Genomic DNA, 12,768 nt, shown 5'->3' on the forward strand with positions numbered 1-12,768 from the left:
CATAGTTATTATTCTTAGAATGATGCTTTTACACTTAATCCGTACCTTCTTGAGCTTGGCCCGTTGATAAAGTCAAAACCGAATCCATTACCAACTCCAGTACCACTAGTGTTAGGATCAAAATTCGCACCCTTAGGAGTATTTACAGCTCTGTACCAAAGGTTGTTACCAGATACCGTGAACGTAAGCGCCCCAAATGGAGTTTTATCCAAGAATTTAGATGGCAAACTATAGCTAAAGGAAGCTTCTTGCAATCTAACGGAAGTAGCATCGTACACCTGCAATTCACTAGGACCAAATAAAAGGTTACTAAAGAAATAGGTGGAGTTGTTAATCTGTAAATTGTTTGTATTTCCGTTGGCGTCAACACCTGGAAGTATAAAGGTGTTTTCTCTATCAATAGTTTCAGTAATCAATCCCCTACCCAATAAAGTTGAAATAGTTGAAGAATAAACATCACCACCTTGAGTATAGTTCCACTGGAAGCCTAAAGTAAAGTTTTTGTAAGAAAGTGTGTTTCTAACGTTTGCTACCCAATCTGGATTAGGATCACCAATGATACCATCTGTTGGATCTTGAACATAGTTACCGTCAGCACCTACTACAAAATCTCCATTGGCATCTCTTAGAATCTTACTTCCAAAGAATACACCTAGCGCTTCACCTTCAATTGCAGCATTACCCAAGTTTGAAAAACCAGAATAAACAACTTGATCTGTATCAAGACCTAAGTCAACCACGGTAGTTTCGTATGCCGTGAAGTTTAAGTTGGTGCTCCAATCAAAACCACCTTCTTCTTTTGCACGTATCCAATTAACACCTAAGTCAACCTCAACACCTTCAGACTCTATCTCTCCAATGTTGGTAGCAGTAACAGTAAATCCAGTAGCAGGATCTAGAGGTCTGTCCAAAATCAAATCATTGGTCTTTCTTTGGTAAACAGAAGCATCCAATGTAATTCTGCTGTCCCACCATCTAGATTCTATACCAACTTCTATTTCTTCCAATGTTTCTGGTTGTAGATTCGGGTTACCAAGTCTAACACCAGTAGTATTGGTTACAATGTTTGTACCTGTAGCATCTTGAGAATCCTGAGTGTCCAATATTAAAGTACTTGCGATTGGATAGGCAGAAGTACCATCAAAGTTTGCAGAAACTCCGATACCACCACGAATCTTCAAGTAGTTAAGTACATTTTCTGACTTAAGACCATCAATTGCCGCAGTTGGTATAAAAGAGACACTTGCAGAAGGATAGAACTGAGAACGGTTTTCTGTTGAAAAGTTAGATACCCAGTCATTTCTTCCAGCTAGTGTTAAATATAGGAAGCTGTCATAATCAAAATCCGCTTGTGCATACACCCCAGCAATATTTCTTTCTGTAAATGTTTGGATTTCATTTTGATTCAAGAAGTTAAAGTGTCTCAACACTCCAAATACTTGCTGACCATCACTGGCAACACCATTTTGATCGAATACTTCTCTTCTTGTAGTTGCTCCTACGTTGAAAGTAGAACCAATTTTTTCGGTGATATCATAATCCCCGTTCAAAACAAGGTTGTGGTCCCAAATAGTGTTGGTGTTGTTCCAAGTTTCATAAATACCACTTGCCAATCTAACATCACCAGAGTTACTGTTGATACCTCCTTTATTTTGGAAGTTAGTGTTACTCTCACTATAAACATCTATACCGGCACGGTATATAATGTTAAGGTTGTCATTTATCTCATATTGAACAGTAGCCTGTCCAAATACCCTATTAGTCTCTTGGTTTGTCTCTGCATTGTTAACAGTCCAAAGAGGATGCTGAATAGAGTTGTTCTGTCTGTAGTAAACACTACCACCCGTAATAGGATCTTGGAATGGAAGTCCTTGAATATCGATACTTCTTGGAGTAAACCAAAGGTCACCAAATACAGAAGAACCTGTACCTGTAGCACCGTTACCCTGGCTTAATGCAACAGGAGGTGAAACAAATTTGGTTCTTGCAAAGTTTAAAGTACCATTTACGGTAAACTTATTACTTAAAATTGCACGACCACCAACAGAAAGCGTATTTCTTGTTACACTGTTGTTAGGAGTAAAACCGTTATCTTTTAAGTAACCATAGTTCATGTTGTATCCAACCTTTCCATCGTCAGAAGTTCCTCTTACGTTAACAGAAGTATTTGCAACTGTTCCTGTTTTGAAGAAGTCCCTAACACTGTTATATGGTCTCCAATCGTAACGAGCTCCTTGAAATTCAGGGAATGACGCTTGAATAGCTGCAGTGGAAGTTGAATAAGGGTGTGCAAGGGTTGCGTTGTCATCAATAGCCGCTTGATTTGCGTATCCTGATGCTCCATCTCTTGCAAACGCTGGTCCCCAGTTACTGAAGAACCATCCAAAAGACTGGTCAAATCCATTACCATAAACATCTTGGTAATCTGGAAGTGATGCAATCTCGTTGAAGAACATAGAAGAGTTAACAGTGATTTCTGTTTTCTTGGGTCCTTGTTGAGTTGAACCACCTTTAGTAGTTATCAAGATAACCCCGTTACGTCCTTGTGAACCGTAAAGCGTAGCAGCGGCAAGTCCTTTAAGAACGTTAACGCTTTCTATACTGTTTGGATCTAAATCCAAGAATCTACTGGAACCGTTGTTACCATTTACAAAATCTTGGCGGGATCCGTTTCTTCCTGAAGGGTTAGTATCGGTACTGAAAGGAACACCGTCAACAATAAACAGTGCTTGGTTACTACCACTAAAAGTTGTTTGACCTCTAATAATAATATTTGTACCAGAACCTGAAAGACCACTTTGTTGAGTAATCTGTACACCTGAAGCTTTTCCCTGAAGTACACGAGCAACATCACCTTCTGGGCGTTGTTCAAGATCTTCGGAACCTACTTCCGTTACTGCATAACCCAATGCTTGTTTCTCTCTTTTGATACCAAGAGCCGTAACAACTACTTCTTCAAGAGCTTGAGCGTCCTCCTGCATCTGAACGTTAATTACGTTCTCAGCGCCAACAGTCCTTCTCGCGGGTTTTTGCCCTATGTAAGTAAAAAGTAGTGCTTGACCTTGACTTGCACTAATAGCATAGTTTCCATCAAAATCTGTTTGAGTACCGTTAGTGGTACCTTCAACGACAATGTTAACCCCAGGCAACGGAAGTCCATCGGAATCCGTAACATTACCTGAAATCGTCTTGTCTTGTGCAAACGAAATTTGCACAACAAACGCCAATAACAGCGTTAACAATCCATTAAGTTTTGTTCTCATTTTAAAATTATTTGAATTAGCTAGGCGCTAAAATCATAATTTCATGTTAATAATCCAAACTAATTTTACTAAATTTTTAAGACAGTGTTTGTAAATGGGTTAATGTCAAAATGATTCTTGTTAATTATCGACTCTTCAATTTGTGGCATTAAAAATTACGTTAAACGCAAATTCTTCTGTTTAATGATCGGGTTAAAAGTGGTTTGTAATGATGGGCTTAGACACATTTCGCGGTAATGAGATATTTGCGCCTGTTGTTTGTTAAAAATCTGGGATGCATGTTAAAAGACGATTTTAATTTGTAATTTATACCTTAATATATATATAGCTATTATGAGGGTCATTTTACTAGCATCTGCAGTCTTATTGTGTTTTTCAAATTCACTCGCACAACAGGGTGCAAACGTTCAGCCAGGAGTCATTAATTCATACCAAAAAGGTTTGCAGGGAATAGGTCCTGATTTTGGTAACAATCCAGCGTCTGAGAATTTTTATAGCCAAATGAGGGATAAACTCGCCAATATGGGAATAGAACAAAAAATAGAGTTAAGCGATATTGAAGGGTCCATATACCTAGAGGATGAGTTTGTGTTGGGGACAATCTTCTTCAATAATGATGAAGAAAGTAAAATGTATATGAGGTACAATGCGTTTAATGACGAATTTGAGATTAAAAAATCCAAACTTGAAAATGAAGTAACTCTAGCTCTGCTTAAGAATTCGGAAATCTCATGTGCTATGAAGAACGATAAATTTACATATGCAGCCTTTCTTGATGATAGGGATGTTAAGTCGTACGGTTATTTAAAAATGGTGTACTCCACGGGAGATTACAAATTGTTTGAACGAAATAAAAAATTGTTTAAGGAAGGTAAAAAAGCAAAAACATCACATGCCGTGTCTTTTCCGCATCGTTTTGTGGATGAGATTGACTACTATATTTCAATTGAGAATGGCACCCCTGTTAATGTGGGCAGGAGTAAGAAGGAATTGGTTGATTTGTTTAGGACGGAACACCAGAAGGAGATCAAACAATTTTTAAAGAAAAAGAATGTAGACCTAAAAAGTAAAAGCGGTTTAGTGAATTTAGTAGCTTTCAGTGGAACATTGTAAAACAAAAAAAGAAGTGGGGCTTAGTTCGTAAACCTATCGTTATCAAGGTGTTTTTATCTTATTTATTGGCATTCATTTTGGTTTTTTAAGGTAGATCGTAAATTTAATCTGCCAAGATTTGAATTATTCCGAAATATCACTACATTTGCAGCCCTCAAAACGAGGGTTGTTTTGATTTTTAATAGAAATTTTAATGCCAACAATTTCACAATTAGTACGAAAAGGAAGAGTCACAATTACCAAGAAGAGTAAATCGGCTGCTTTGGATTCGTGTCCTCAAAGACGAGGGGTTTGTACGCGTGTTTATACGACTACACCAAAAAAACCTAACTCTGCAATGCGTAAAGTTGCAAGGGTGAGGTTAACAAATGGTAAAGAAGTTAACGCATATATCCCTGGTGAAGGTCACAACCTCCAAGAGCACTCGATAGTATTGGTTAGAGGTGGAAGAGTAAAGGATTTGCCAGGAGTTAGATATCACATCGTCCGTGGCGCATTGGATACCGCAGGTGTTGCAGGTAGAACACAACGTAGATCTAAATACGGTGCAAAACGTCCTAAAAAATAAGAAGAGATGAGAAAAAGACAGGCGAAGAAAAGACCATTGTTGCCAGATCCAAGATTTAACGATCAGTTGGTGACACGTTTTGTGAACATGATGATGTGGGATGGTAAGAAATCAGTAGCTTTCAAAGTTTTTTATGATGCAATTGACATCGTTGAAGAGAAAAATACTGACGAAGAAAAAACTGCTTTAGAGTTATGGAAAGATGCTCTTTCCAATGTAATGCCACATGTTGAAGTAAGAAGTAGAAGAGTGGGTGGAGCTACATTTCAGATTCCAATGCAAATCCGTCCAGATAGAAAGATTTCTACAGCTATGAAATGGTTGATCAGTTACGCTAGAAAACGTAATGAAAAATCCATGGCGCAAAAATTGGCTGCAGAAGTTTTAGCTGCTGCCAAAGAAGAAGGCGCGGCGGTTAAGAAAAGAGTAGATACTCACAAGATGGCGGAAGCCAATAAAGCATTCTCTCACTTTAGATTCTAGTTGGTAAAATGTCAAGAGATTTAAAATATACAAGGAATATTGGTATTGCAGCACACATTGATGCTGGAAAAACCACTACTACGGAGCGTATTCTTTTTTATACAGGTGTAAGTCACAAAATAGGTGAGGTGCATGATGGCGCCGCAACCATGGACTGGATGGAGCAAGAGCAGGAGCGAGGTATTACCATTACTTCTGCAGCAACTACTTGTACATGGGAATTCCCTACAGAAAACGGAAAGCCTACGGCAGATGCTAAAGGATACCACTTTAATATAATAGATACCCCAGGTCACGTTGATTTTACCGTAGAGGTGAATCGTTCACTACGTGTATTGGATGGTTTGGTCTTTTTGTTCAGTGCTGTTGATGGTGTGGAACCACAATCAGAAACGAACTGGAGATTGGCTGATAACTATAAAGTGCCACGTATTGGTTTCGTTAACAAAATGGACCGTCAAGGATCTAACTTTCTTATGGTTTGTAATCAGGTGAAAACTATGCTTGGTTCCAATGCAGTTCCAATTGTATTGCCAATAGGAGACGAAGCTGATTTTAAAGGAATTGTTGACCTGGCAAAAAACAGAGCTATTGTATGGCACGATGAGAACTTTGGTTCTACATTCGATGTTATCGATATCCCTGAAGAAATGAAGGCTGAAGTTAAGGAGTATAGAGCTGCCTTGATTGAAGCAGTTGCGGAATATGATGAGGAGTTGATGGAGAAATTCTTCGAAGATGAAGATTCTATCACTGAAGAGGAAGTGCATGCTGCACTTAGAGCTGCTGTTATGGATAGAGCTATCATTCCTATGGTATGTGGTTCTTCATTCAAAAATAAGGGAGTTCAATTTTTGTTGGACGCTGTTTGTCGCTACCTGCCATCACCTATAGATAAGGATGATATAGTTGGTACCGATCCAAATACAGGTAATGAAATTACTAGAAAGCCTGATCCGAAAGAACCATTTTCTGCCTTAGCATTTAAAATTGCTACAGATCCTTTCGTAGGTCGTTTGGCATTCTTTAGAGCATATTCTGGTCGTTTGGACGCGGGTTCATATATTTTGAACAATCGTTCAGGTAAAAAAGAACGTATTTCCCGTATTTATCAAATGCATTCAAATAAGCAAAATGCTATTGATTACATAGAAGCTGGAGATATAGGTGCTGCCGTTGGATTTAAGGATATTAAGACTGGGGATACCATGTCTGCTGAGAAACATCCGATTGTATTGGAAAGTATGGATTTCCCTGATCCTGTAATTGGTATTGCGGTTGAGCCTAAAACTAAGGCTGATGTGGATAAGTTGGGAATGTCTTTGGCTAAATTGGCCGAGGAAGATCCTACCTTCCAGGTAAAAACTGATGAAGCATCTGGTCAGACTATTATTTCTGGTATGGGTGAGCTTCACTTGGATATTATTGTAGACCGTTTACGTCGCGAATTTAAGGTTGAAGTGAACCAAGGTCAGCCTCAGGTTGAATACAAGGAAGCGATTACGCAATCTGCAGATCATAGAGAAGTTTACAAAAAGCAGTCTGGTGGTCGAGGTAAGTTTGCAGATATTGTATTTACCATGGAGCCTGCTGGTGAAGATGTGGTTGGATTAGAGTTTGTGAACACAATTAAAGGAGGTAATATTCCTAAAGAATATATTCCATCAGTAGAAAAAGGATTTAAAGAAGCCATGAAAAATGGTCCTTTGGCCGGATTTGAAATGGATAGTATGAAGGTTACTTTAAAGGACGGTTCTTTCCACCCTGTGGATTCGGATTCATTATCCTTTGAATTGGCTGCAAAAATGGGATACAAAGCTGCTGCAAAATCTGCGAGGTCCGTATTGATGGAGCCTATCATGAAGATTGAGGTGTTAACACCTGAAGAAAACATGGGTGATATTGTTGGGGATCTTAACAGACGTAGAGGAACCATTAGCGATATGAGTGATAGAGCTGGTTCTAAAGTGGTAAAAGGTGAAGTGCCATTATCAGAAATGTTCGGTTATGTAACTTCATTGAGAACATTGTCTTCTGGTAGAGCTACTTCTACTATGGAATTTTCGCACTATGCAGAAACTCCTACCAATATTGCAGAAGAAGTTATAAAATCAGTAAAAGGAGTAACCGCTTAATTTTTCAGCAAGATGAGTCAAAAAATAAGAATAAAACTTAAATCTTACGATCACAATTTGGTGGATAAATCTGCTGAAAAGATTGTGAAGACAGTTAAGACAACAGGTGCTGTGGTTACTGGTCCAATTCCATTGCCAACGCACAAAAAGATATTTACGGTTTTGCGTTCACCTCACGTGAACAAAAAATCAAGAGAGCAATTCCAATTGAGTTCTTATAAGAGGTTGTTGGATATTTATAGCTCTTCATCAAAAACCATTGATGCCCTTATGAAGCTTGAGCTTCCTAGTGGTGTTGAGGTTGAGATAAAAGTATAATTAGTTGCTGCCTTAATAAGGTGGTGGACATGTCCTGAGCGTTTCGCAATGGAAAAACGGAGAAAGAAAAAAATCTGGGTCAGAGGATTTTCTTGACCCAATTTTTTTGCCAAGAAATTGGCGTAACAAAAAGTAAACAATTAATAATTATATATATGTCTGGGTTAATAGGTAGAAAAATCGGTATGACCAGCATCTTTGACGAGAGTGGAAAGAATATTCCATGCACCGTTCTTGAAGCTGGACCATGCGTGGTTACCCAAGTCAGAACCGAAGAGGTTGACGGGTACAGTGCCCTTCAGCTTGGTTTCGATGACAAGGCAGAAAAACGTGCAAACAAGGCTGAACTAGGTCATGTTAAAAAGGCAGGTGCTTCTCCAAAGAAGAAAGTCGTTGAATTCCGAGATTTTGAAGGTGAATACAAATTAGGTGATACTTTGAGTGTTGACCTTTTTGTAGAAGGTGAATTTGTGGATGTAGTTGGTACATCAAAAGGAAAAGGTTTTCAAGGTGTTGTTAAAAGACATGGTTTTGCCGGTGTGGGTCAAGCGACTCACGGTCAACATAACAGACTTAGGGCTCCAGGTTCCATTGGTGCTGCATCATACCCAGCTCGCGTTTTCAAAGGAATGAAAATGGCAGGTAGAATGGGTGGAGGAAGAGTGACAGTTCAAAACTTGAAAGTATTGAAAGTGGTTGCGGACAAAAACCTTATCGTAGTAAAAGGTTGTGTTCCTGGTCACAAAAATGCTTACGTAACAATTGAGAAGTAATGAAGGTTGCAGTTTTAGATATTAAAGGAAAAGAAACAGGAAGAAAGGTTGACCTTTCTGATGATGTTTTCGCTATAGAGCCTAATGAGCATGCCATCTATTTAGATGTTAAGCGATATTTGGCACACCAGAGACAAGGTACCCATAAGGCTAAAGAAAGAGCTGAGATAGTAGGTAGTACCAGAAAGATTAAAAAACAAAAAGGAACTGGTACCGCAAGGGCTGGTAGTATTAAATCTCCTATTTTTAGAGGTGGTGGTAGAATTTTTGGTCCAAGACCAAGAGATTACCAACAAAAATTGAACAAAAATGTTAAGCGTTTGGCTAGAAAATCAGCCTTAACATTAAAATCAAAAGACAAGGCTTTGGTTGTTGTTGAAGACTTCAGTTTTGAAGCGCCAAAAACCAAAGATTTTAAAGCATTTTTGACCTCTCTTGGAATAGAAAATAAAAAGTCTCTTATAGTGTTGGGCGATTCAAATAATAATGTATATTTGTCGTCGCGCAATTTGGAGCGTTCCGAAGTTGTAACAAGCTCAGAATTAAGTACTTACAAGATTATTAATGCTGGTAAGGTAGTGCTGACTGAAAGTGCTTTGGAAGGAATAGAATCGAACCTAAAGAAATAAGAATATCATGAGTGTGTTGATAAAACCAATCATTACGGAAAAAATGACCGCGGACAGCGAGCTTTTCAATCGTTATGGTTTCTATGTTGACCCTAAGGCCAACAAACTTCAGATCAAAGAAGCGGTTGAGACTACCTATGGTGTTTCTGTGGATAAAGTACGTACCATGAACTATGGTCCAAATCGTAAAAGTCGTTATACAAAAACAGGAATCCAACACGGAAAGACTAATGCCCTAAAAAAGGCAATTGTAGATGTGGCGGAAGGCGATATTATTGATTTTTACAGTAATCTATAAAGACGAGAGATGTCAGTTAGAAAATTAAAACCGATAACCCCTGGACAGCGTTTTAGAGTAGTAAACGGATTTGACGCGATTACTACTGATAAGCCGGAGAAAAGTTTACTTGCTCCGTTAAAAAAGTCTGGCGGTAGGAACAGTCAAGGAAAAATGACCATACGGCACAGAGGTGGTGGTCATAAAAGAAGGTATCGTGTTATCGACTTTAAAAGAGATAAGCAAGGTATTGATGCTACTATTGTTTCAATACAATACGATCCTAATAGAACTGCATTCATCGCGCTAGTTGAATATAAAGATGGCGAGAAGAGATATGTGGTTGCCCAAAATGGAATGCAGGTAGGTCAGAAGATTTCTTCTGGTACTAAATCTGCTCCAGAAATAGGAAATGCACTTCCTTTAAGTGAGATTCCATTGGGTACTATTATTTCTTGTATCGAATTAAGACCTGGTCAAGGTGCTGTTATGGCAAGAAGCGCAGGTACTTTTGCTCAGTTAATGGCAAAGGATGGAAAGTTCGTTACGATTAAACTACCATCTGGTGAAACACGTATGATATTGGCCAACTGTTTGGCTACTATAGGTGCGGTTTCCAACTCCGACCACCAATTGTTAGTGTCTGGTAAAGCAGGTAGGAGCAGATGGTTGGGTAGAAGGCCAAGAACTAGACCGGTAGCCATGAACCCTGTCGATCACCCAATGGGTGGTGGTGAAGGAAGGGCTTCTGGAGGTCATCCTCGATCTAAGAACGGTATTCCTGCTAAAGGATTTAGAACTCGTTCTAAGACAAAAGACACAAATAGATATATCATAGAACGTAGAAAGAAATAAAAGTAAAAGCAAATGGCACGTTCATTAAAAAAAGGACCTTACGTTCATCATAGTCTGGAAAAGAAAGTCCAGAATAATATAGATTCAGGTAAGAAAACGGTAATCAAAACATGGTCTAGGGCCTCAATGATAACACCGGATTTCGTAGGGCAAACCATAGCGGTACATAATGGGAGACAATTTGTTCCTGTTTACGTAACTGAAAACATGGTAGGTCACAAGCTTGGAGAATTTTCACCTACAAGATCCTTTAGAGGTCATGCAGGAGCTAAAAACAAAGGAAAAAAGTAAGTAAGCTATGGGAGTTCGAAAAAAACAAATGGCCGAAAGGTTGAAAGAAGAAAAAAAGCAGCTTGCTTTTGCAAAGCTTAACAACTGCCCTACTTCACCAAGAAAGATGCGTTTAGTAGCTGACTTGATCAGAGGGAAGCAGATAGAAATGGCACTTGCAATTTTAAAGTTCAATTCTAAAGAAGCTTCTAGAAAGTTGGAGAAACTTTTACTTTCTGCAATTGCTAACTGGGAAGCTAAGAATGAGGATGCAAGTATTGAAGATGCAGACCTTTATATAAAGGAAATCCGTGTGGATGGTGGTACTATGTTGAAAAGATTGCGCCCAGCACCCCAAGGTAGAGCACACAGAATTAGAAAACGTTCCAATCATGTTACCATGGTTTTGGAATCTAACAACAACGTTCAAAGCTAGAGTATAATATGGGACAGAAAACCAATCCGATAGGAAATCGCTTAGGAATTATCAGAGGATGGGAATCCAACTGGTACGGTGGTAAAGATTACGGCGATAAGCTGGCTGAGGATGATAAAATAAGAAAATATATCCATGCACGTTTGGCAAAAGCAAGTGTGTCTAGGGTTATTATTGAAAGGACTTTAAAACTTATTACCATTACTATTACCACAGCAAGACCAGGTATTATTATCGGTAAAGGAGGTCAGGAAGTTGATAAGCTTAAAGAAGAGCTCAAAAAAATTACTGGTAAAGAAGTTCAAATCAATATTCACGAAATCAAGAGACCTGAGCTTGATGCCAATTTGGTAGCTGCAAGTGTTGCAAGGCAAATTGAAAGTAGAATTTCATATAGAAGAGCCATCAAAATGGCTATTGCAGCTGCAATACGCATGAATGCAGAGGGTATTAAGATTCAGATTTCTGGACGTTTGAATGGAGCTGAAATGGCACGTTCAGAGTCTTACAAAGAAGGAAGGATTCCATTATCAACTTTCCGTGCAGATGTAGATTATGCTTTGCATGAAGCGCATACTACTTACGGAAGATTGGGTATCAAAGTTTGGATAATGAAAGGTGAGGTTTATGGTAAGAGAGAACTTTCCCCGTTAGTAGGATTGTCCAAAAGTCAAGGAAAAGGCGGCAAACAAGATGGTAAAAAACCACAACGTCGTAGAAAGTAATAAGATAAAGTAAAGGTAAAATGTTACAGCCAAAAAGAACAAAATTTCGTAAGGCCCAGAAGGGACGTATGAAAGGAGACTCTCAAAGAGGACACCAGCTTTCCAATGGAATGTTTGGTATCAAATCCTTGGATTCACACTTCATTACCTCCCGTCAGATAGAAGCTGCGCGTATTGCTGCGACAAGGTATATGAAAAGACAAGGCCAACTGTGGATTAAAATATTTCCAGACAAGCCTATCACTAAGAAGCCTCTAGAAGTACGTATGGGTAAAGGAAAAGGTGCTCCGGAATATTTTGTAGCCGTTGTTAAGCCTGGAAGAATCATGTTTGAGGTAGCTGGAGTTCCAATGGATATTGCAAAGGAAGCGTTAAGACTTGCCGCACAAAAATTACCTGTGAAAACCAAGTTTATCGTAGCAAGGGATTATTCCGCTTAATTTTTAATTGAGAAGAAGATGAAACAATCAGAGATAAAAGAACTTTCAATTGAAGAGCTAAAAGAAAGGTTAGCTGAACAGAAAAAACAACACGCTGACCTGAAAGTGGCGCATTCAGTTACTCCTTTGGAAAATCCTTTACAAATAAGAAAAACGAGAAGGACGGTGGCAAGACTTGCAACAGAATTAACAAAAAGGGAATTACAATAATTGGTTCTGCCTTATGGAAAAAAGAAATTTAAGAAAAGAAAGAATAGGGGTTGTTACCAGCAACAAAATGGAGAAATCAATAGTGGTTTCTGAGGTAAAGCGTGTAAAGCACCCTATGTACGGTAAGTTCGTTTTGAAGACCAAAAAGTATGTTGCCCATGACGAAAAGAATGATTGCAAAGAAGGCGACACCGTTAAAATAATGGAAACAAGACCATTGAGTAAGACTAAATGTTGGAGACTGGTTGAAATCCTTGAAAGAGCTAAATAATT

At 38.7% G+C, this 12,768-nt stretch carries 16 protein-coding genes; 15 read left to right on the plus strand and 1 reads right to left on the minus strand.

Annotated features, from left to right (window positions below):
* Positions 1-14: 14 nt before the first annotated feature.
* A complete protein-coding gene (locus tag DKG77_RS06940) occupies positions 15-3,263 on the minus strand; it encodes a SusC/RagA family TonB-linked outer membrane protein (protein ID WP_109661630.1) in 3,249 nt (1,082 codons plus the stop codon).
* Positions 3,264-3,596: 333 nt separating this feature from the next.
* Here DKG77_RS06940 and DKG77_RS06945 point away from each other — a divergent pair, with 333 nt between their 5' ends.
* The 15 genes from DKG77_RS06945 (at position 3,597) to rpsQ (ending at position 12,766) form a co-directional block, all read left to right on the plus strand.
* Positions 3,597-4,376: a hypothetical protein gene (locus tag DKG77_RS06945; protein WP_109661632.1), complete on the plus strand. Its 780-nt coding sequence runs from the start codon at positions 3,597-3,599 to the stop codon at positions 4,374-4,376.
* Between the two features lie 193 nt (positions 4,377-4,569).
* Positions 4,570-4,944, plus strand: coding sequence for a 30S ribosomal protein S12 (gene rpsL, locus DKG77_RS06950; protein ID WP_031445118.1), 375 nt, complete (start codon positions 4,570-4,572; stop codon positions 4,942-4,944).
* 6 nt (positions 4,945-4,950) lie between these two features.
* Entirely contained in the window at positions 4,951-5,427 is a 477-nt protein-coding gene (gene rpsG, locus DKG77_RS06955) for a 30S ribosomal protein S7 (protein WP_097047024.1), read from the plus strand.
* A gap of 8 nt (positions 5,428-5,435) precedes the next feature.
* Positions 5,436-7,562 carry an elongation factor G gene (gene fusA / locus DKG77_RS06960; RefSeq protein ID WP_109661634.1) on the plus strand — a complete coding sequence of 709 codons (2,127 nt, stop codon included), beginning with the start codon at positions 5,436-5,438 and terminating at the stop codon, positions 7,560-7,562.
* Between the two features lie 12 nt (positions 7,563-7,574).
* Positions 7,575-7,880 carry a 30S ribosomal protein S10 gene (rpsJ, locus tag DKG77_RS06965; protein WP_007094989.1) on the plus strand — a complete coding sequence of 102 codons (306 nt, stop codon included), beginning with the start codon at positions 7,575-7,577 and terminating at the stop codon, positions 7,878-7,880.
* Positions 7,881-8,035: 155 nt separating this feature from the next.
* Positions 8,036-8,653 (plus strand): 50S ribosomal protein L3, encoded by a 618-nt coding sequence (gene rplC / locus DKG77_RS06970; RefSeq protein WP_109661636.1) that lies wholly within the window; start codon positions 8,036-8,038, stop codon positions 8,651-8,653.
* The gene (gene rplD / locus DKG77_RS06975) at positions 8,653-9,282 is read left to right on the plus strand and encodes a 50S ribosomal protein L4 (protein WP_109661638.1); all 630 of its coding nucleotides are present in this window, start codon (positions 8,653-8,655) and stop codon (positions 9,280-9,282) included. The genes rplC and rplD overlap by 1 nt, the downstream gene beginning before the upstream one ends.
* A gap of 7 nt (positions 9,283-9,289) precedes the next feature.
* On the plus strand, positions 9,290-9,580 hold the full coding sequence (gene rplW / locus DKG77_RS06980) for a 50S ribosomal protein L23 (RefSeq protein WP_109661640.1): 291 nt from the start codon (positions 9,290-9,292) through the stop codon (positions 9,578-9,580).
* Between the two features lie 9 nt (positions 9,581-9,589).
* On the plus strand, positions 9,590-10,414 hold the full coding sequence (gene rplB / locus DKG77_RS06985) for a 50S ribosomal protein L2 (RefSeq protein WP_109661641.1): 825 nt from the start codon (positions 9,590-9,592) through the stop codon (positions 10,412-10,414).
* Positions 10,415-10,426: 12 nt separating this feature from the next.
* Positions 10,427-10,705 (plus strand): 30S ribosomal protein S19, encoded by a 279-nt coding sequence (gene rpsS / locus DKG77_RS06990; RefSeq protein ID WP_097047030.1) that lies wholly within the window; start codon positions 10,427-10,429, stop codon positions 10,703-10,705.
* A gap of 7 nt (positions 10,706-10,712) precedes the next feature.
* Positions 10,713-11,120 carry a 50S ribosomal protein L22 gene (rplV, locus tag DKG77_RS06995; RefSeq protein WP_109661643.1) on the plus strand — a complete coding sequence of 136 codons (408 nt, stop codon included), beginning with the start codon at positions 10,713-10,715 and terminating at the stop codon, positions 11,118-11,120.
* An 8-nt stretch (positions 11,121-11,128) separates the two neighbouring features.
* Complete coding sequence (gene rpsC / locus DKG77_RS07000) at positions 11,129-11,845, plus strand: 30S ribosomal protein S3 (protein ID WP_109661645.1); 717 nt, start codon at positions 11,129-11,131, stop codon at positions 11,843-11,845.
* Between the two features lie 20 nt (positions 11,846-11,865).
* The gene (gene rplP, locus DKG77_RS07005; RefSeq protein WP_109661647.1) at positions 11,866-12,285 is read left to right on the plus strand and encodes a 50S ribosomal protein L16; all 420 of its coding nucleotides are present in this window, start codon (positions 11,866-11,868) and stop codon (positions 12,283-12,285) included.
* A gap of 18 nt (positions 12,286-12,303) precedes the next feature.
* On the plus strand, positions 12,304-12,495 hold the full coding sequence (rpmC, locus tag DKG77_RS07010; protein ID WP_109661649.1) for a 50S ribosomal protein L29: 192 nt from the start codon (positions 12,304-12,306) through the stop codon (positions 12,493-12,495).
* A 13-nt stretch (positions 12,496-12,508) separates the two neighbouring features.
* Positions 12,509-12,766 (plus strand): 30S ribosomal protein S17, encoded by a 258-nt coding sequence (gene rpsQ, locus DKG77_RS07015; RefSeq protein ID WP_109661651.1) that lies wholly within the window; start codon positions 12,509-12,511, stop codon positions 12,764-12,766.
* Positions 12,767-12,768 lie beyond the last annotated feature (2 nt).

It is taken from the genome of Flagellimonas aquimarina (genome assembly GCF_003149745.1).
GTDB lineage: Bacteria > Bacteroidota > Bacteroidia > Flavobacteriales > Flavobacteriaceae > Flagellimonas > Flagellimonas aquimarina.

Coding starts and splice junctions, on each gene's coding strand:
- rplV (WP_109661643.1), top strand. CDS start 10,713: ATGGGAGTTCGAAAAAAACAAATGGCCGAAAGGTTGAAAGAAGAAAAA.
- rplD (WP_109661638.1), top strand. CDS start 8,653: ATGAAGGTTGCAGTTTTAGATATTAAAGGAAAAGAAACAGGAAGAAAG.
- rplC (WP_109661636.1), top strand. CDS start 8,036: ATGTCTGGGTTAATAGGTAGAAAAATCGGTATGACCAGCATCTTTGAC.
- rpsC (WP_109661645.1), top strand. CDS start 11,129: ATGGGACAGAAAACCAATCCGATAGGAAATCGCTTAGGAATTATCAGA.
- DKG77_RS06945 (WP_109661632.1), top strand. CDS start 3,597: ATGAGGGTCATTTTACTAGCATCTGCAGTCTTATTGTGTTTTTCAAAT.
- rplW (WP_109661640.1), top strand. CDS start 9,290: ATGAGTGTGTTGATAAAACCAATCATTACGGAAAAAATGACCGCGGAC.
- rpsJ (WP_007094989.1), top strand. CDS start 7,575: ATGAGTCAAAAAATAAGAATAAAACTTAAATCTTACGATCACAATTTG.
- rpsG (WP_097047024.1), top strand. CDS start 4,951: ATGAGAAAAAGACAGGCGAAGAAAAGACCATTGTTGCCAGATCCAAGA.
- fusA (WP_109661634.1), top strand. CDS start 5,436: ATGTCAAGAGATTTAAAATATACAAGGAATATTGGTATTGCAGCACAC.
- rpmC (WP_109661649.1), top strand. CDS start 12,304: ATGAAACAATCAGAGATAAAAGAACTTTCAATTGAAGAGCTAAAAGAA.
- rpsS (WP_097047030.1), top strand. CDS start 10,427: ATGGCACGTTCATTAAAAAAAGGACCTTACGTTCATCATAGTCTGGAA.
- rplP (WP_109661647.1), top strand. CDS start 11,866: ATGTTACAGCCAAAAAGAACAAAATTTCGTAAGGCCCAGAAGGGACGT.
- rplB (WP_109661641.1), top strand. CDS start 9,590: ATGTCAGTTAGAAAATTAAAACCGATAACCCCTGGACAGCGTTTTAGA.
- rpsQ (WP_109661651.1), top strand. CDS start 12,509: ATGGAAAAAAGAAATTTAAGAAAAGAAAGAATAGGGGTTGTTACCAGC.
- rpsL (WP_031445118.1), top strand. CDS start 4,570: ATGCCAACAATTTCACAATTAGTACGAAAAGGAAGAGTCACAATTACC.
- DKG77_RS06940 (WP_109661630.1), bottom strand. CDS start 3,263: ATGAGAACAAAACTTAATGGATTGTTAACGCTGTTATTGGCGTTTGTT.